Annotated in this window: 17 protein-coding genes and 2 pseudogenes; 16 read left to right on the plus strand and 3 right to left on the minus strand. The window is 59.6% G+C overall.

Features of this window, described 5'->3' with window-relative positions; translation table 11 throughout:
- Nucleotides 1–185: 185 nt before the first annotated feature.
- The 4 genes from L9059_RS17675 to L9059_RS17690 all read left to right on the plus strand — a co-directional run bounded on the left by L9059_RS17675 (nucleotide 186) and on the right by L9059_RS17690 (nucleotide 4692).
- Nucleotides 186–992 carry a PRC-barrel domain-containing protein gene (locus L9059_RS17675; protein ID WP_247292250.1) on the plus strand — a complete coding sequence of 269 codons (807 nt, stop codon included), beginning with the start codon at nucleotides 186–188 and terminating at the stop codon, nucleotides 990–992.
- A 437-nt stretch (nucleotides 993–1429) separates the two neighbouring features.
- Complete coding sequence (locus tag L9059_RS17680) at nucleotides 1430–1942, plus strand: peroxiredoxin family protein (RefSeq protein ID WP_247292251.1); 513 nt, start codon at nucleotides 1430–1432, stop codon at nucleotides 1940–1942.
- A gap of 34 nt (nucleotides 1943–1976) precedes the next feature.
- Nucleotides 1977–3203: a DesA family fatty acid desaturase gene (locus tag L9059_RS17685; RefSeq protein WP_247292252.1), complete on the plus strand. Its 1227-nt coding sequence runs from the start codon at nucleotides 1977–1979 to the stop codon at nucleotides 3201–3203.
- 151 nt (nucleotides 3204–3354) lie between these two features.
- Nucleotides 3355–4692 (plus strand): DUF2254 domain-containing protein, encoded by a 1338-nt coding sequence (locus L9059_RS17690; RefSeq protein WP_247292253.1) that lies wholly within the window; start codon nucleotides 3355–3357, stop codon nucleotides 4690–4692.
- Between the two features lie 82 nt (nucleotides 4693–4774).
- Here the strand turns inward: L9059_RS17690 and L9059_RS17695 are convergent, their stop codons facing one another.
- Nucleotides 4775–5644, minus strand: a complete 870-nt coding sequence (locus tag L9059_RS17695; protein ID WP_247292254.1) for a YihY/virulence factor BrkB family protein — start codon at nucleotides 5642–5644, stop codon at nucleotides 4775–4777.
- 379 nt (nucleotides 5645–6023) lie between these two features.
- Between L9059_RS17695 and nhaA the strand changes: the two genes are divergently transcribed.
- The 4 genes from nhaA (at nucleotide 6024) to L9059_RS17715 (ending at nucleotide 9671) form a co-directional block, all read left to right on the plus strand.
- The gene (nhaA, locus tag L9059_RS17700; protein ID WP_247292255.1) at nucleotides 6024–7385 is read left to right on the plus strand and encodes a Na+/H+ antiporter NhaA; all 1362 of its coding nucleotides are present in this window, start codon (nucleotides 6024–6026) and stop codon (nucleotides 7383–7385) included.
- Nucleotides 7386–7914: 529 nt separating this feature from the next.
- A complete protein-coding gene (locus L9059_RS17705) occupies nucleotides 7915–8187 on the plus strand; it encodes a hypothetical protein (protein ID WP_247292256.1) in 273 nt (90 codons plus the stop codon).
- 12 nt (nucleotides 8188–8199) lie between these two features.
- Nucleotides 8200–9066 carry an ADP-polyphosphate phosphotransferase gene (locus L9059_RS17710; RefSeq protein WP_247292257.1) on the plus strand — a complete coding sequence of 289 codons (867 nt, stop codon included), beginning with the start codon at nucleotides 8200–8202 and terminating at the stop codon, nucleotides 9064–9066.
- A gap of 344 nt (nucleotides 9067–9410) precedes the next feature.
- Nucleotides 9411–9671, plus strand: a complete 261-nt coding sequence (locus L9059_RS17715) for a helix-hairpin-helix domain-containing protein (RefSeq protein WP_247292258.1) — start codon at nucleotides 9411–9413, stop codon at nucleotides 9669–9671.
- Between the two features lie 4 nt (nucleotides 9672–9675).
- Here L9059_RS17715 and L9059_RS17720 read toward each other — a convergent pair whose 3' ends face one another.
- Nucleotides 9676–10032 (minus strand): ASCH domain-containing protein, encoded by a 357-nt coding sequence (locus tag L9059_RS17720; RefSeq protein ID WP_247292259.1) that lies wholly within the window; start codon nucleotides 10030–10032, stop codon nucleotides 9676–9678.
- 192 nt (nucleotides 10033–10224) lie between these two features.
- On the opposite strand from L9059_RS17720, the pseudogene L9059_RS31025 reads away from it, so the two are divergent.
- From L9059_RS31025 to L9059_RS17730, 3 genes and pseudogenes are all read left to right on the plus strand, one after another.
- Nucleotides 10225–10395, plus strand: a pseudogene (locus L9059_RS31025) (DUF6124 family protein); the annotation flags it as partial.
- Between the two features lie 223 nt (nucleotides 10396–10618).
- Entirely contained in the window at nucleotides 10619–11080 is a 462-nt protein-coding gene (locus L9059_RS17725; protein ID WP_247292260.1) for a PAAR domain-containing protein, read from the plus strand.
- Nucleotides 10972–11352 (plus strand): annotated as a pseudogene (locus L9059_RS17730) (MFS transporter); the annotation flags it as partial. The gene L9059_RS17725 and the pseudogene L9059_RS17730, both read left to right, overlap by 109 nt.
- Before the next feature lie 90 nt (nucleotides 11353–11442).
- Here L9059_RS17730 and L9059_RS17735 read toward each other — a convergent pair.
- Nucleotides 11443–12306 carry a LysR family transcriptional regulator gene (locus tag L9059_RS17735; RefSeq protein WP_247292261.1) on the minus strand — a complete coding sequence of 288 codons (864 nt, stop codon included), beginning with the start codon at nucleotides 12304–12306 and terminating at the stop codon, nucleotides 11443–11445.
- Nucleotides 12307–12417: 111 nt separating this feature from the next.
- Between L9059_RS17735 and L9059_RS17740 the strand changes: the two genes are divergently transcribed.
- The 5 genes from L9059_RS17740 to L9059_RS17760 all read left to right on the plus strand — a co-directional run bounded on the left by L9059_RS17740 (nucleotide 12418) and on the right by L9059_RS17760 (nucleotide 17606).
- Nucleotides 12418–13026, plus strand: coding sequence for a LysE family translocator (locus tag L9059_RS17740; RefSeq protein WP_247292262.1), 609 nt, complete (start codon nucleotides 12418–12420; stop codon nucleotides 13024–13026).
- Between the two features lie 127 nt (nucleotides 13027–13153).
- Nucleotides 13154–13363, plus strand: coding sequence for a hypothetical protein (locus L9059_RS17745; RefSeq protein ID WP_247292263.1), 210 nt, complete (start codon nucleotides 13154–13156; stop codon nucleotides 13361–13363).
- 303 nt (nucleotides 13364–13666) lie between these two features.
- Complete coding sequence (gene zwf / locus L9059_RS17750; RefSeq protein ID WP_247292264.1) at nucleotides 13667–15073, plus strand: glucose-6-phosphate dehydrogenase; 1407 nt, start codon at nucleotides 13667–13669, stop codon at nucleotides 15071–15073.
- A gap of 2 nt (nucleotides 15074–15075) precedes the next feature.
- The gene (locus L9059_RS17755; RefSeq protein ID WP_247292265.1) at nucleotides 15076–16905 is read left to right on the plus strand and encodes a glycoside hydrolase family 15 protein; all 1830 of its coding nucleotides are present in this window, start codon (nucleotides 15076–15078) and stop codon (nucleotides 16903–16905) included.
- Nucleotides 16902–17606, plus strand: a complete 705-nt coding sequence (locus tag L9059_RS17760) for an ROK family protein (protein WP_247292266.1) — start codon at nucleotides 16902–16904, stop codon at nucleotides 17604–17606. Before L9059_RS17755 ends, L9059_RS17760 begins: the two co-directional genes overlap by 4 nt.
- Nucleotides 17607–17959: the final 353 nt, after the last annotated feature.

Here is a 17959-nt window from a genome sequence, read left to right on the forward strand (position 1 = left end):
CCGTCATTGGTTGTCGATACCAATAGGTCTGTACGTTACCGAACAGACGTGATGTCGCCAGACGTGCACATTTGGATTTCCGTACCTTGGGACAACATTCATCGGGAAAGGCACCTTGTTGCGTATCCACTGACCTGCCCTTGTCGAATGTTCTGCGTTCAAAACTTTTTGAAAGGGAGAGCACCATGCTTCACCAAACGAAAGACCTGCAGGATCTCGTCATAGACGCCACCGATGGCGCCATCGGCGACGTGAAGGATCTCTACTTTGATGACGAGGCCTGGGTGATTCGCTACCTCGTCGTTGAGGCCGGCTCATGGCTGTCCAGCCGCAAAGTTCTGATCTCGCCCATTGCCGCCGGCACGCCCGATTGGAGCACCAAGTTGTTGCCGGTTTCGCTGACCCGCGAGCAAGTCAAGAACAGCCCTGTCATCGACAGCGACAAGCCGGTATCGCGGCAACAAGAGATGGATTACATGGGGTACTACGGTTATCCCTATTATTGGGGAGGTGCCGGGCTCTGGGGCGAAGGAGCTTCTCCGGGAATGCTCATGAGCGGCTATTCCAACCTCGGTGTGGGACAGTCTGCCGGGCGGCCTGAAGTGGCTGAAGCTTACCAGCAGGCCGACGCGACGGCGCATCAGGATGACGACCTCCACCTGCGCAGTTGCAAAGCGGTCAAGGGCTACCATATCCACGCGAGCGATGGCGACATCGGCCACGTACAGGGTCTGATCGTCGACGTGGAGACCTGGGCCATTCGATACATCATTGTGGACACCAGCAACTGGTGGCTTGGTCATCAAGTGCTGATTCCACCGCAATGGATCCAGGACGTGAGTTGGCCCGATGACAAGGTCTCGGTCAACCTCACCCGCCAGGCAGTGAAAGACGCGCCCCCCTACGATGCAGCGGTGCAGCTGGATCGCCAGCAGGAATCAAGAATCTACGAGTACTACGGCCGTCCCGGCTATTGGGAGAATGGGGAGTAGTGCGAAGCAACGATTTAATGCCCATCAGGTCCGTTTCTGAAGCTGTACACGCAACCCGCTTTCCCAAATTCTGGCGCAGCACCGCTCGTGGAAGAAGACCGGTTCTCTCCGCGTGGCGATTTCGGCCAGCAGCGTCAAAAGGTGGACGACTACTGGAAGTGTTGATCAGCTTCGATTTCGCGGCAGCTCTCCGTAGGGCTTTGCTCAATAAGGATTGGGTCTTCAAGGTTCACCTCGTAACCCAGCTACTAGCGTTTTCAAAGTGATGACTTGCTGAGTTGACATCCTCCCGGGGCGGGCCTCAATGAGCAATCGCTGCGTAGCCGCTGTGTGTGTGTGTGTGTGCGTTGCCGCACCGACAACCCAAGCAGCTCCCGCGCAGGCTTAAGTCTGGTCAGAGACTGCGCAGTACAGTCGGACTTCTGAGGAGAACTGCCGTGAAAACAGCTATCACGCTAACGCTTGCGCTGCTGTCGCCTATCAACGCCTGGGCACAGCTCTCGAACAGCCCGATCCCCGATTTCACGGCGACTGCGCTCACTGGGGAAACAGTCAGCGCCGCCCAACTGATCGGCCAGCCAACGATCCTGATCGTCACGCCGAGCACGGACGCCGCAAAGAGCACCCGCCTGTGGGCCGAAGCGCTGCGCAAGAACATCGACCAGACCCGGGTGCGTATCAGAGACGTGCTCGCGATCGACCTGCCGTTCTTCATGAGCGAGGAAGACGCGATCGGCCGAGCCAAGGAAAAAATTCCGGCGCGCTACCAGGACCAGACCTGGATCTTGAGTGAGTCGAGCCTCGAAAGCGCTTTGAACATCCCGCGCGACAGTGCCAAGGCATTCGTGTTTGTGCTCGACGCGCAGGGCAACGTCATCGCGCGCGTCGAGGGCGATCCGAACGACGCCAAAATCATCGAGGTGGAAAAAGCGGTCCGCTCGACCCAGTAGCCCGACAGCTGCACATCATCTCTGAGGATTCCCGATGGACATGACCGACCTTCTGACCACACTGCAAGACACGTTCTTCGACTGGCTCATGCACGGGCTTGGCGGTTTCAGCGGCTGGCAGATCGTCATCTATACGCTTGTGACGACGCACATCACGATCGCTGCGGTCACGATCTTTCTGCACCGCAGCCAGGCGCATCGCTCAGTCGAACTGAGACCACCGGTTTCACATTTTTTCAGGTGCTGGCTCTGGCTCACCACCGGCATCGTGACTCGTGAATGGGTTGCGGTGCATAGAAAGCACCATGCAGCCTGCGATACCTCCGAGGACCCGCACAGCCCCCAGACCCGCGGCATCGCAGTCGTGCTGCTGCGCGGCAGCGAGCTTTATGCAGCCGCCGCGAAGGACCGCCAGATGCTCGACCAGTACGGAGCCGGCACGCCAAACGACTGGATCGAGCGAAAACTCTATACGCCGCACAGTTTGTACGGCGTCGGCTTGATGCTAGCGATCGATCTGCTTGCATTTGGAGCGATAGGCGCAACCGTTTGGGCTGTGCAAATGCTCTGGATCCCGGTCAGTGCCGCCGGCATCGTCAACGGCATCGGCCACTGGTGGGGGGATCGCAACTTCGAGCTCGCCGACGCAAGCCGCAATATCGTGCCTTGGGGCATCCTGATCGGCGGCGAGGAGTTGCACAACAACCATCACACCTATCCGACTTCGGCGAAGCTGTCGGTGCGCCGCTATGAGTTTGACCTCGGTTGGGCCTACATTCGCGTCCTCCAAATGCTGGGGCTGGCCACTGTGCGCCGAGGCCAGCCGCAGTTGCGGCTCGGCTCGGCGCGGCCCGTGGCCGATGCGACCATGCTGAACGCGATCATTGCGAACCGCTACGAGCTCATGGCGAATTACGCAAGGCGTATACAGCGCGTGGCCCTTGCCGAATGGTTGCGGTTGCGTGCGCAAGGGCACTCAGTCGAGCTTGCGAACCTGCGCAGGGCGCGGCGCTGGTTGCACCGGGACGTGCGCCACATGCCGACCGCCCGGCAGCGGCAGGCGTCAAGCGCGATTGAACAAAACCAGGTACTTACCGAGCTGGTCACGATGCGCGAACAACTGCGACCGCTGTGGACGCCCTCGGGCGAATCCGGCGAACAACTCGTAGCTCACCTGCAGGCTTGGCTAAAGAAAGCCGAGGCAAGTGGTAGCGAGACGTTGCACCAGTTCGCGGCGATGCTGCGGGCGGTCCGCACGTGAGATGCCAGCCCTCCGAAAGCAAGACTTGGACCGATGTAGCGGGACGAACAGCTAGAGCTAGCTTCGGTTCGAAAACTTAAACGGTAATGAGGTCTCGTGCAGTGCGTGTCTGGATGCTTAGTCCGAGGCTGACGAGTTGAAGTGAGGCGTCGTGCAAACATTGCTGCAGAAGTACTGGTATCGACTTAGATCCAGTTTATGGTTCGTGCCAGCGACCATGACCTGCCTGGCCGTGACATTGGCCCTGTGCGCCGTTGCTCTCGACAGGACCGTGACCAACGACTGGCTGCAGCTATTGGGCTTGAGTTATTCAGGCGGCGCGGAGGGTGCCAGCCTGCTACTGGGCACCGTGGCGGGGTCGATGATCGCCATCGCCGGGACTGTTTTCTCGATGACACTGGTGGCGCTATCGCTCGCCTCGTCCCAGTTGGGCCCGCGCCTGCTGCGCAACTTCATGCGCGATACCGCCAACCAGGTGGTGCTGGGTACGTTCGTGGCCACGTTTTTGTACTGCCTGATCGTGCTACGCACCATCCGGCGCGCCGACGAAGTTGCATTCGTGCCTCATCTCTCCATCAGCATCGGCGTGTTGCTGGCCATTGTCAGCGTTGGGGTGCTGATCTACTTCATCCACCACATCTCAGTCTCGATTCAGGCGGATCAGGTCGTGGCTCGGGTCGGCCGGGAACTCGATGAAGGTATCGACAGGTTGTTTCCCGGTGACCTTGGTGACCCTGGATCCGAAGCCTCAAGAGCACCAAGCGAAGTCAACCTGCCAGCCGAGTTCGCGCGCGAGGCATGTCCTGTGGGTGCCCTTGAAGACGGCTATCTCCAGATGATCGATGCTGACACCCTGATGGCGTTGGCCAGCAAAGAAGATCTGCTGCTTCGGCTGGAGCGCCGGCCAGGGCACTACCTCGCCAAGGGCAGGGTGATGCTGATGGCCTGGCCCGGGGATCGAGTCACTGAAATCCTTGCCGGCAAATTGAATGCCGCCTTCGTGCTGGGGAACCAGCGCAGTGCCGCCCAGGATGTCGAGTTTTCTCTCCAACAGTTGGTCGAGATCGCCGTGCGGGCCTTGTCACCGGGTATCAACGATCCGTTCACGGCGGTCGCCTGCGTGGACCGGCTAGAATCGGCCCTGTGTAACCTGGCCCGACGCGAGATCCCATCCCCCTATCGATTCGACGCGCACGGGCAGCTGCGGCTGGTAGCATCGGGGGCCACTTTTGCCGGCATCGTTGATACCGCCTTCAACCAGATCAGGCAAAGCGCTCGATCGAACCCGGCCGTGGCAATCCGCATGCTCGATGCCATCGCCCAGATCGCTGGCCATGTGAACTCTGCGCAGCAGGCGACATGTCTCCAGCGCCAGGCCGGTATGATCGTCAAAGGGGCACGAGAAGCTGTGCCGGAAGCGGAGGATGTGCTCGCCGTCGAAGCGCGCTTCACCACGGCGACACGTGCCCTGCGCGTTTTTCGCAGCTGACGCAATGATGCGTCTCGCCATCAACCCCTCACTATGGGCCGGACCGAGCAGAACTCGTCGGCATAAACGGCGTTGGCAGCGATCAGTCGATGGCTTTTCGGGAGCCGAATGTCCGGGCGTAGACGCAGGTGAACTCTGCGCCCACCAGCAGGATCTGCGCTGAAAAGTAGACCCAGAGCAGTACCACCACTAACGAGCCAGCCGCGCCAAAGCCCGACGCTATGTCGCTGCGGCCGATGTAAGCGCCGATCACCACCTTGCCGCCGGTGAAGAGCGAAGCCGCCAGCAATGCGCCGAGCCACACATCGGACGCTAGGACACGCTGTCGCGGCATAACCTTGTAGATCAGGCCGAAGATGAGCGCCACTAGCATGAAGCCGCCGAGCGCGTCGCCGGCCTCCACCACCGTCTGCCAGTCGCCAAGCACCGGCTCCAGTTGGCGGCCCACGACAGCCAGCAGCGCACTGGTGACCAGCGACAAGATCAGCAGGAAGCCCAACGCGAGGACCATACCGAACGCCATCAGGCGTGCGCGCACGACCGAGAACCAGCCTTTCTTGCGCTGCTTCTCAGGCACTCGCCAAATCCGGTCGAGCGCGTTCTGCAGTTCGGCAAAAACGCTGGTGGCGCCAACGAACAACAGAACCAACCCCACAGCAGTGGCCATCAGTCCCTCGGAGGGCTCGCGTACGCTGACCAGCAGGCTCTGGACTGCGCCGGCGCTGCGTTCACCCATCAGGTTCTGTAACTGCGCCTGGATCTCACCGCGAGCGGCGTCTTCACCGAACAGCAGCCCGGCCATCGAAATTACAACCAGCAGCATCGGTGCCAGCGAGAATATCGTGTAGTAGGCCAGCGCGGCGCCCATGCTTGGCACGTAGTCGTCGAGCCAAGAGGTCGCGACCTGCTTGGTCAGCCCCCACCAGACGGCGGGCCGGCGGGACAGCGTCACAGGCGGTCGGTACTGAATAGAATTTCAGTGGTCTTCATATCGACTCCTTCGCGGGTGTCTGCGACTAGCTGGTGGGGCAACCGAGCTCGAAGGGCGCACGCCAGCAGTTTCGGCTGCGCCCTGCAAGCGCTTCCTAAACCGGAACGGGCAGGCAGCACGCATTGGCGGATGCAAATCAAATACACCCTGCCCCATTTGCGCGAGCGGGTCTGTACGACAGCACACATTCGCCTGTTCGCTAACGCACCGTATACTGTGCGCGCCGATCGCGATAGGCTGAACGGATGAACACCACACACGCTAATTTGCCGCCAGCAACCCCGCACTGTCGGTTAACAGGCAGCTTGCATCTGCCCTTGCGACCATGAAGCCGGACAGCTTGGTTCGGGACGAGGAACTGCGTGAACGGACGAGCGCCGAGCGCGCGGGCGACCTTGTGGTGCGGCCGTTTCAGCTGTTCGCACAACGGCAAGCATCCGGAGGCTTGGTCCTGCTGGGCTGCGCCATCCTGGCACTGGCGTGGGCCAACTCGCCGTGGGCATCAACCTACGAGCAGTTACTGCACGTTCCGCTGAGCATTGCCCTCGGCAATCAGGTGTTGCGCCTGGACCTGCAGCATTGGGTCAACGACGGACTGATGGCGATCTTCTTCTTCAGCGTCGGACTTGAAATCAAACGCGAGCTCCTCGTCGGTGAGTTGGCCGAACGCCGAAAGGCCATGTTGCCAATCGTGGCCGCCGTGGGCGGCATGATACTGCCGGCGCTGATCTATGCCGGGTTCAATTTCGAGGGTGCAGGCGCCAAGGGCTGGGGCATTCCGATGGCCACCGACATTGCCTTTGCCCTCGGTGCGTTGGCCGTGCTGGGCTCGCGTATCCCCGAACCCCTGAAGGTTTTTCTGGTCGCATTAGCCATCGTCGACGACCTCGGCGCACTGTTGGTCATTGCGATTTTCTACACTGCGTCGATCGATTGGCGCGGCATCATCGTGATCGTTGCCGTGCTGCTCGCGCTGTGGGTGGCCAACCGCTTCGGGGCCCGTCGGGGCTCGATCTACCTGCTGCTCGGGCTGGGTTTGTGGGCCGGGTTTTTCATGTCCGGTCTGCACGCGACGCTGGCCGGTGTGCTGACGGCGTTGTTTGTGCCGGCGCGGGTGAAAATCCTGCCGAGCGCATTACCAAAGGTAATCCACCGTGGCGCCGACAATATCGAAGCCCAGGCCCTCGATAAAGACTCCGACGAACTGCATCCCGATCGTGTCGCCATCATCGGCGCGCTCGACAGCAGCCTCAATGCGGCCACCGCACCGCTGCAGCGTTTCGAGCACGTGGTGCAGCCGTGGGTCACCTACGGCATCCTGCCGATTTTTGGTTTGTTTAATGCCGGGGTCGCAATCGACGCCACGGTGTTGCGCACGCTACCAACCGCTGTGCCACTGGGCATCATGGTCGGACTGGTGCTCGGCAAATCGGTCGGCATCAGCCTGGCCAGCTGGCTGGCAGTGAAGACTGGACTGGCCGAACTGCCCGAAGGCTCGACCTGGCGGCAGCTTATTGGCACCGCCTTCCTGGCCGGTATCGGCTTCACCATGGCGCTGTTCATCAGTAGCCTGGCGTTTCATGACAGCCATTTCGAGCGCGAAGCGCAACTGGCCATTCTGATCGGTTCATTGCTGGCCGCAGCCATCGGCATCAGCATTCTGCTGACGACGAAGGCAGCTAAGAAACCGGCCGCGCAGTAAGAGGTGGCCTGCCAGACCCTTGACGGGCTTTAGCGCGGTCGCCGTGAAGTTGGGAATCCGGCAGTCCGACAGCTGTGCTCAGGCGCCGACCGACACAAGCAGTGCAAGCGTGTTCGATGCTTTCATGCCGGTTTTCCTTTTTCCTTTTTGCATTTCGGCGAGAGCGATCCGCTGCGCCGCTAGACGCCGATTAACCCAGCACCTAAGCGGGACGCGCATTGGGTATCGGCACCGCTGAGCATGGCCAAACTCTGTTCACGCTACCTGCTTGAGTCTGTTCGCTGCCACACAGAGACCGTGCCGGGACGCACGAACTTGCACAGGGGTCTGCCTTGACGCAAGCACGGTGTGTGCGCCAACGAACAGACGTCAGCCCCTGTGGGCCAGCACATTGGTTGTATGTCCAACTCATCGCGCCCATCACCGCCAGCGGCTGTCACCTCACCCCCGCTGACGCCCCTGCCACCCACGACTCACCAACGCATCCTGTCGATGCACAGTGGTCGCCATCCCGAAAGGAAGACGCACCATGTTGCACAGCCAGAAAGACATCGAGAAATGCGTTATCAGTACCGCCAACAGCGACATTGGCCAGGCTAAAGATATTTACTTCGACGATCACGCCAGGGCTACCCGCTTCCCTCATCGTCGACACGGGGAGTTGATTGTCAGAACGCAAAGTGCTGATCTCGCCCATTTCTATCAGGCGCTTAATCGGACGCTCAGCGCCAGTCCATGCCCGCACACGCAAGCTGAGCCCTTGTACCAAGCAGCGCCTGGGCACAGTGGCGCCGGCGACTAAAAAGGAAACCACATGAAAATCGACGCCAATGCATACAAACTCCGTGAAGGCGACGCAGTCGACCTCGGCCTTTGGCCTACCAACGTCAAACCGCTGTGCAAGTCGAAGAAGAAGTACCACAAAGCGCTGCAAGGCCACGTCGATCGCTTAAGTGACCAGCAACGCATGCTCTATGCGTCTAACCGCCATGCTTTGCTGCTGGTGTTTCAGGCGATGGACACTGCAGGCAAGGACGGCGCCATCCGCCACGTAATGTCGGGTGTCAACCCGCAAGGCTGCCAGGTATTCAGCTTTCAGCATCCGAGTGCGCGGGAACTGAAACACGACTTCCTCTGGCGCACCACCCGCGACCTGCCTGAGCGAGGGCGCATCGGCATCTTCAACCGCTCGTATTACGAAGAGGTGCTGATCGTGCGCGTGCACAAAAGCCTGCTGCACAGCGAGCGCCTTCCCGATCCGGCTCCCGACGAATCAGTGTGGCACGGTCGTTATCGATCGATAGTCGATCTGGAAAGGCATTTGCACGCCAACGGCACGCGCATCGTCAAAGTGTTCCTGCACCTGTCGAAGGAGGAGCAACGCAAGCGCCTGCTGGCGCGCATTGATGAGCCCGACAAGAATTGGAAGTTCAGCACGGCCGACATCGCCGAGCGCGAGTACTGGGACGCCTACATGCAAGCCTATGGCCATGCCCTGGCCGCGACCAGTACGGCGGACTCGCCCTGGTTCATCGTGCCGGCCGACGACAAACACAATGCGCGACTGATCGTGTCGCAAATCGTGCTCGATGCATTGGAAGGTCTGAAGTTGAGTTACCCGGCGGTCAGCGCAGCGCGGCGGCAGGAGCTGAAAACGATTCGAAAACAGCTGGCGAAGTGAGCACGTGCAGATTCGATAGACAGCCTCTCGCAGCCCCCGCTCTGGCGCGCTGACTGTTTCGTTGAACGCTTACACCTAGGTCAATTTAACCAATGCCTTAATCGACCCTCATTAGCAACACCAGCATACTTCAGCTTGCGCGCTCTCCCCTGATCTCTAACGTCCCCGTGTCGCTGCGCCAGCAGTTACTCAAGCTAACTCGCATACAGGGTTGGCGCCGGTTTTCCGCCTGCTGAACCGACCTTTGGTGCTTACGCTTAGAGCCAAGGATTCCATCTATTGAGATGACCTCTCTTGTCGGGCAAACTCCGACTTCCTCATTGGCCGATAACAGGAGTTTACGGATGCCATTTCCACTGACGGAATACAATGCTTTGTTGGCCCTGAAGGGCGTGGGGCCGGCCGTTATTGGTCGACTTGAGCAGATGGGCATTGACTCGCTGGCTGCGCTCAGCGAAGCGAATGTTTGTGACATCCTGGCTCATGCATCGGCGGCCACGGGATCGACTTGCTGGAAGAATAGCCCCCAAGCTCGGGCCGCTATTATCGCGGCCATTGAGCTTGCGAAAGGCGCGCAGTTGAGCACGTCTGCTACGTATAGCTGATCACCTATTTCAATTGGTAAATCGTCTCGGGGAGCAGGAAGTCTACCTCGTAGATACCCCGTGCCGCGCGGACGGTCGCAGGGTGTGTGACTGGTATTAATTCACTCAGCTCCCACGCCAGCCAGCCGTCCTCGAAATAACTTGCACAGGCCGCTTGCATGTCAGCCAGGACGAATGGGCGTACAGCTTTTACACGCACAATCGCGACGGCTATACCGTCAGCGTCTTCGTCACCCTCTTTATGGAGAAATCGTCCGTTTTCGACTATCAGGAGATCTTCGCAAGGATCCAAATCCGGATACCAACGACGAACTTCGAGGGTTTTCTCTCCCGAAGCGATTCGACCGCCACTGGGCCGCACAATGGATAGAGCCTTGATCGTTATCTCCTTGAATTAGATGTCTGGAAAAATCTGGCGGCGACGACTGATGAGCCAACCGCGCCACAGCAGATGTTAAGGCATCGAGATGATTCCGGCTGCACCGACGCGCAGCCAAGGGCAGTACAAACGAAGACGTGCTCACTCGCAAATTAAACATCCGCAAAAAGGCTTTTGGCGGTTTATCTAGTCGAGACACTGGCCTCGGTGGATGTCATGGTTCACCAATTGGTGGACCAACTGAAGGGTTGATCTCGCCACCCTCTGCTGGGCATTTCCAACAGCATCATGCTGGCGGAAATTACGGCGAATCGAATGCTGGATCAGATTGATCCGCGTGAATAGGTTCTGGTTACGATAGAAGCCTGTGATTGCTCTGCGGTCCCTTTTTGGGACCGCATTTATGCAAGTTCATATGACAAATAGCCGCGCAAACGGATAGGTCCTTCGGGCCCAGACTAGCCGTCTAGGAAGCGCTCTACGCAAAACAACGAAACGTCTGATATTCCTTCTGTAAGTCCCTCGCTTAGCGTTCCTGTCCCTGAAATAAAACAAGGACCGACCAGGCATGCGGCGCTATTTCATCACCGTTGGAGCCAAGACCACCGTCAACGGCACGGTACGCACAGGCTGGGAATACGGCGATATCAATGGTCATTTATTGGCCCGCGAAGGCGATGCTGTTGAGTGCCCGGAATGCGACAGCATCCGCAAGATTGTCCTGGCAGGCCCGCGTCTGGGTCACGACTTGGGTGGACACGAAGCCGCCCTCGACGGCGACCTTTGCAACTGCAAGTGTGATCCACCTCCCAAGCTGATTGCCAACCAAACACTCCGTTGCCAGTGGATCGAGGTCGCTGCAGCACCACGCGCCAGACCGGCCGCGCAACCTGCTGCGGCACAGCCCACTGCCTCTCCCCCATTGGTACCTGGGGCATGTTCGGCACACAGGCGGCGTTGTTGCCTGAGCTGTTCGGCTCGCGCCACCGATACATGGGCGTGTCGATCGCCCGGGAAGCCTCGGCAGTGATTGCTGGAGGCATTGCGCCAATGATCGGTGCCGGCATCATCGCCCTGGTCGTGGCGAGTCACGACGGCGACGCCAGCGCCGGAGTTGGGGCCCGGCTGCCGATTGCATGCTATCTGGCTTTGCTTACGTTGATCACTTTGTACACCACGTTCAAGACTCCGGAAACGCTGAACCGTGACCTGGACGAGCCTTGCGATGCGTGGGAAATGGCAAGTGCCGGAGCGGCGATGCCTGTGCCGTCTGGAACCAGTACAGGGACACGGACAGCGTGATACTGCAGAGTCCATGAGCGGGTTGGCCTGAGCGGCCGACCCGATGCTGTCGTTCAGAGCATAGGAACCCTGGCTACCAGAACCGGACAACTAAACCTGAAGCCTCAGCGCGCTAATGATGAAAGCATGAAGGCTATTAACCGCTTTAGAACTCCGCGAGGCACGGCTGCGTAGAATCGACACTTGCATAGGCTCAATACTTCCCAAGCCGTGCTCGCTACTCAAGACCTGAAGTGATGGCTGTACGGTGCACTGAGTGATCGCGGCAATAGCGAGCCCCCCCTCAACAGCGGCGACCTGGCCCGCAAGGCTGGAGCTGTTGTAGACCACCTTGAATTGGCGTCCCCGTTGGGTCAGAGAATTCACGGCATAAAGCCGAGCCAGGCTTGCACTTTCGTAGACTGCGATCGGAACCGGGTCGCGCCTCCAGAGTTCGAACTGCGGTGAGCCCACCCAAACCATGGGCTCTTTGAACAGAAACGTGCCGCTTTGCGCCGAGTCCCTGGACACCAGCGCCAGATCAAGGTCGCCACTTCGAACGCGCGGGATAAGCGTGGTCGACTGTTCACAGGTCAGTTCTATTTCCACCCCTGCGTAGCGCGGCGAAAAGCGCTTCAGAACCGGCGTCAGATACCTGGCTGCGTAGTCCTCCGCGACCCCAAGGCGGATTCGTCCGGTCAACTCTTCCCCGTGAAAAGCCGCTTGGGTCTCGGCGTGAAGTGCGAGCATGCGACGCGCGTAGCTCAGCAGCGTCTGGCCATCGTCGGTCAGTTGAAGGTGCCTTGGGCCACGACTCAACAACTGCCGTCCAAGCGCAGCCTCGAGTTTCTTCATCTGCATGCTGACGGCGGACTGCGATCGGTTGACCTCATGGGCTGCGCCGGACAGCGAACCTGCATCCACCACAGCCACGAAGCACTTGAGCCAATCGATCTGCAAATCACTGGCAGGCATCGCTGTTCCTCTATTCGGTAATCGAATGACTAAGGCCTGAATTATGCGCTTTCCATGACAGTAGTTCACCCGCAAGATCCTGGCCTGAATCAATACATAGCGAGTCTGATCATGCCATTCGAGACCTGGTTGCTCTATCTGATAACCTGCTGTGGCATAGCGGTAGTGCCAGGACCTAATGCGCTATTGGTACTCACCCATGGAGCTCTCCACGGGAGCCGCAAAACGCTGTTCACTATCACGGGCGGCGTTCTCGGCTTTTCCGTCGTGCTTTCGCTTTGCGCTTTGGGGTTGGGCGCATTGATCCAGGCGTCGGCCACCTGGTTCACAGCATTGAAGGTTGTCGGCGGGCTGTATTTGATCTGGCTGGGGTGGGGGCTGTGGCGGTCTGCGCCTGTCAGTCTTGAGTCGACTGGCACGACAAGCTTGCGGCGTTGGTCGCTGTTTCGCCAAGGACTGGTGTCGGCCCTGTCAAACCCAAAGGCGTTGCTGCTGTTTACCGCATTTATTCCACCCTTCCTGGATCCGCACAGGAGCATCGTCGCGCAGACGGTGGCTATTGCGCTGACGTATGCAGTGGTGGAGTTTGTTGTTGAGTTTATGGTCGCCAGCGCAGCACATCGGGTGAGGCCTTGGTTGGCTCGGACCGGGCGGCGGTTCAATAAGGTGTGTGGTGGGTTTTTTGTGATTTTCGGGTTGGCGTTGCCGATTCATTCCTGAAGGCAGGCCCCGAAAAAAATGGTCGGTCGCTTTTGTAACCGCTCAACCCTGCCTATCGTGCCGAGATGTGTGCCGAAAACCGCCAAATCGCAGGCGTTGTACTTCAAGCGCTGCAGAGGCTCTCAAAATGTCAAAGAAGCAACAGACAGACACGACAGCAGTCACTGCTGCCGACATCGAAAGATCGATCCAAGCCTTGAATAGAATGGTTGAGCGCCTTTGGGGAGATGGCAGAGAGGCCGAAGCGAAAGCCCTGCTTGACGCATTGGACTCGCTCAACCGCGCGCTGGATCGAATCAGAATTGGTGAAAGTCGCAGGGTTAAGACTATTCACTGAAGTTGGCGACCTCACCCCCCTGCCAATCCCGGTTCAGCGCCGGGCTGCTACACAGGATGCCAAGCGCACGTCGACACTGTGCAGTGCTCTCGTTCCATTTGAACTATTGCTGGCACAACGAACTCAACCGGGTTGAGATTCACCCGGGTTCAGGATGGTCGCTGGATGATGTGCGTGACCAATGCGCCGTCACCAAGGCAATGATTGCCGCAGCACAGGCCCATCGTGCAACGATAATCAGGAGCATGAAGATGCAGCTCGGCCTATTAAGCCTTGATCGCATGGGCGCCAGAGGGGCATGACATGAATATTAACGTCACCCATTCCCATAAAGAACCCGCCGATGCATTGGTGGTGTTTGGGGCCACCGGAGATCTTGCTCACAAGCAAATTTTTTCTGCGCTGTATGCAATGTCCGAACGTGGTGCGCTGAAGTTGCCGGTGATCGGCGTGGCTTCCTCAACGTGGAGTGTCGAACAACTGCGCACGCGAGCCCGCGAAAGCATCAATCTCTCAGACCGGAAAGTCGACCCGCATGCATTGGACCGTCTCTTGTCGACGCTGCAATACGTCAGCGGCAACTATCAGGACACAGCCACCTTCGATGCGCTGCGACTCGCCCTGAACGGCGCGCAGCGCCCAGCGTTCTACCTTGCGATTCCACCGAGTCTTTTCCCCACGGTCATCCGCGCGCTCAAGGTCGCCGGCCTGGCCGACGGCGGGCGAGTCATCGTCGAAAAGCCGTTCGGCCGCGACCTGGCTTCGGCACGCGAACTCAACCGGGTTGCACTGGAAGCCTTTCCCGAAGACGCCATCTTTCGCATCGATCACTTCCTGGGCAAGGAAGCGATCATGAACATTCTGTACTTTCGCTTCGCCAATTCCTTTCTTGAACCGATCTGGAATCGTAACCACATCGCAAGCGTGCAAATAACGCTCGCCGAGCAGTTTGGCGTTGAGGGCCGTGGGGCATTCTACGAAAGCGCGGGCTGCCTGCGTGATGTGATACAAAACCATCTTTTCCAGATTGTCGCGCTACTGGCGATGGAACCGCCGGCGAGCCGCCATTTCGAGGCCGTGCACCGCAACAAGGCCGATGTCTTCGCCGCGATGCGCCCGCTGGGCGTCGACGACATCCTGCGCGGACAATACTTGGGCTACCGCGACGAGCCGCAGGTCGCGAACGACTCCGATGTCGAAACCTTCTGCGCGTTGCGCCTCCATATCGATTCCTGGCGCTGGGGTGGCGTGCCCTGGTACCTGCGCTCAGGTAAGTGCCTGCCGGCCACCGCCTGCGAAGTGGTAGTGCGCTTCAAGCCGCCACCGCAGAACCTTTTTGGCGACGCTGGAGTGAGCGAGGGTGCCAATTATTTACGCTTTCATTTGTCACCGCACTCGACAATTGCACTCGCCGCCCGCGTCAAACGGGCCGGCAAGGCGTTTGTCGGCGAACAGCGCGAGTTCTCGCTGCTCGAACAAGAACCTGGCGATCAGTCTCCCTACGAACGGCTGCTGAGCGATGCAATAGACGGGGACGGCTCGCTGTTTGCGCACGAAGACACCATCGAAACCTCGTGGGCCGTACTCGAACCCGTGCTGCTCGATCCGCCCCCGGTTCAGGTCTATGCCGCAGGCTCATGGGGCCCGCCCGCCGCGGCCCTTTTCATGGCGGTCGATGGTGGCTGGCACAATCCCGAAAAGGCGAACTGACAGTGCCCCTGCCTATTGAGGAATACGCCATGATCGGTGACGGCCACACCGCCGGGCTGGTGGGCCGCGATGGCTCTATTGATTGGCTTTGCTTCCCTTGTTTCGACTCAGGCGCCTGCTTCGCGGCCCTATTGGGTGGTGCAGAGAACGGGCGCTGGTTGATCGCACCGCGCGAGGAGTCCACCACGGTAAGTCGCCGCTACCGCGAAGGCACCCTGATTCTGGAAACAGACTACGAGACAGCATCCGGTGCGGTGCGCGTGATCGACTGCATGCCGCTGTCAAACAAACGCTGGGATGTGTTGCGCATCGTCGTGGGCCTGCGGGGGCGCGTGGCCATGAGTATGGAACTCATCATCCGTTTCGACTACGGCTCAATCGTCCCGTGGGTGAGCCGGCGCGACGGCACGCTGTTCGCGACTGCCGGACCAGATACGATCGAGTTGCATACACCCGTGCACACACACGGCGAACAGATGACCACCCGGGCCGACTTCGAGGTCGGTGCAGGTGAACGTGTGCCTTTCGTGCTCAACTACCGACCATCCCATGAGCCGGACCAAGGGGCCATCGACGCCGAAAGCACCCTTGTGCAGACCGAGCGTCACTGGCAGGGCTGGTCACGACGCTGCCGCTTCGAATGCCGTTGGCAAGACGCTGTGCTGCGCTCCTTGCTTACGCTCAAAGCGCTCATCTACCAGCCCACAGGTGGCATCGTTGCAGCGCCAACCACCTCACTGCCGGAGCACCCTGGCGGTGTGCGCAACTGGGACTATCGCTATTGCTGGCTACGCGACTCGACCTTCACACTGAACGCCTTGCTGTTAGCCGGCTATACCGAAGAGGCGCAAGCTTGGTGCGGCTGGCTTTTGCGCGCTGTGGCAGGCAGCCCAGCCGACATGCAGATTCTGTACAGTGTGACCGGCGAGCGCCGACTGGAAGAGCGAGAAATACCTTGGTTGCCCGGCTATCTGCAGGCCGCGCCGGTGCGCATCGGCAATGCAGCGGCCCAACAGTTCCAGCTCGACGTCTACGGTGAGGTAATGGACACCCTGCATTTGGCGCGCGCGGCCGGGCAGGAACTTCAGCCTCATGCCTGGCGCATCCAGCGTGCCTTGCTGGACTTTTTGGGCAGCCATTGGCAAGAGCCGGATGAGGGCATCTGGGAAGTCCGTGGACCGCGACGGCACTTCACCCACTCCAAGGTGATGGCCTGGGTGGCCTTCGACCGCGGGGTCAAGGCCGTCGAACGCTATGGCCTGGAAGGCCCGGTGGAGGCCTGGCGTCGCACCCGTGACCAGATCCACGCACAGGTCTGCGAAGCAGGCTTCGATGTGAAGCGCAAATGCTTCACCCAGTATTACGGCAGCACGGCGCTCGATGCCAGCCTGCTGCTGATTCCCTTGGTGGGTTTTCTACCCGCAGATGATCCGCGTGTGAGGACCACGATTGCCGCGATCGAGCGCGAACTGATCGTCGACGGCCTGGTGCTGCGCTACCGAGTCGATACCGCGACGTCCGTCGACGGCCTTCCACCTGGCGAAGGTGTCTTTCTGCCGTGTAGTTTTTGGTTGGCCGACTGCCTCACAGTGACCGGTCGGCGCGCCGAGGCCGAAGCGCTGTTCGAGCGTCTACTGGCGTTGCGCAACGACGTCGGCCTGCTGGCCGAGGAATACGACCCCCGGAGCGGGCACATGCAAGGCAACTTCCCACAGGCTCTCAGCCACATGGCTCTGGTCAACACCGCACGACTACTTTCGCTGGCGCCGGATCAGATCAATGAACCGGACCGCAAAGGCGAGCGACCAGCGACCGCAAAAGCCACGCCATGAGCACTTCACGAAAGAAAGCGCAGTCGAAGATTTTGGTCATAGACGTCGGCGGTTCGCACGTCAAATGCCTGCTCAGCGGCGAGAGGACCCGGCGCAAGTTCAAATCCGGACCTGCGCTCACACCGCAGCAGATGGTTGACGGGGTGCTCGAAATTGTCGCCGACTGGCGCTTCGATGTGGTTTCGATCGGTTACCCCGGCGTCGTCAATCAGGGCACCCCAGCACGAGAGCCCCATCATCTGGCACCCGGCTGGATCGGCTTCGACTTCGAGACGGCGTTTGGTCGACCGGTGCGAATCGTCAATGACGCGGCGATGCAGGCCCTGGGGAGCTACCGGGGCGGCAAGATGCTATTTCTGGGCCTGGGTACCGGCCTGGGGTCCGCGCTGATTGTCGAAGGCAAGATCGTGGCGATGGAACTCGGTCACCTGCGACGTAGCAAGCGGCACGATTACGAAGACCTGCTCGGCAAACGCGGCTACAAGCGTTTGGGCAGGAAGAAGTGGCGCCGGAAGGTGCGGGCTGTCGTCGAGGGTTTCAGCGCGGCATTGTTACCCGACGAGATTGTCATCGGCGGAGGACAGGCCGACCGCCTGAAAAAACTCCCGTCGCACAGCCGACTGGGCAACAACGCGGCGGCCTTTCTTGGCGGCTTTCGCCTGTGGGACGATACACCGAACACCTACACGGACCTTTCATGAGCACGAACTCGAAAAGCTGACCGAAGCCGCTTGTGCAGCCCACCGCGCTCGCCCTCAAGGCATGCGTGGTCGCTCACAACAGCCCGGCCCTCTTCATCCTGCACGATGGGCACATCGTTTAGTCGTCTCGGCTAACCATGTATTAAGGTATGGCTGCAGAACTTGATGTTTTGGCTCGAGTTTTTTTGAGCACAATACCTATTGCAGGTGGGCTATCTCTAAAGGTTCAGAAAATAGGAGGAGCATCATTTGTGATGGTGGAGTCGCACTGAATGTCGGATAAATTTGCGCCACATTTAGAGGCACTGGCAGGGTGTTCTATAGTCCAATCGATCAATGGAGGCTTTCCGGCA

It is taken from the genome of Pseudomonas violetae (assembly GCF_023072615.1).
In the GTDB taxonomy this organism is placed as follows: Bacteria; Pseudomonadota; Gammaproteobacteria; order Pseudomonadales; family Pseudomonadaceae; genus Aquipseudomonas; species Aquipseudomonas violetae.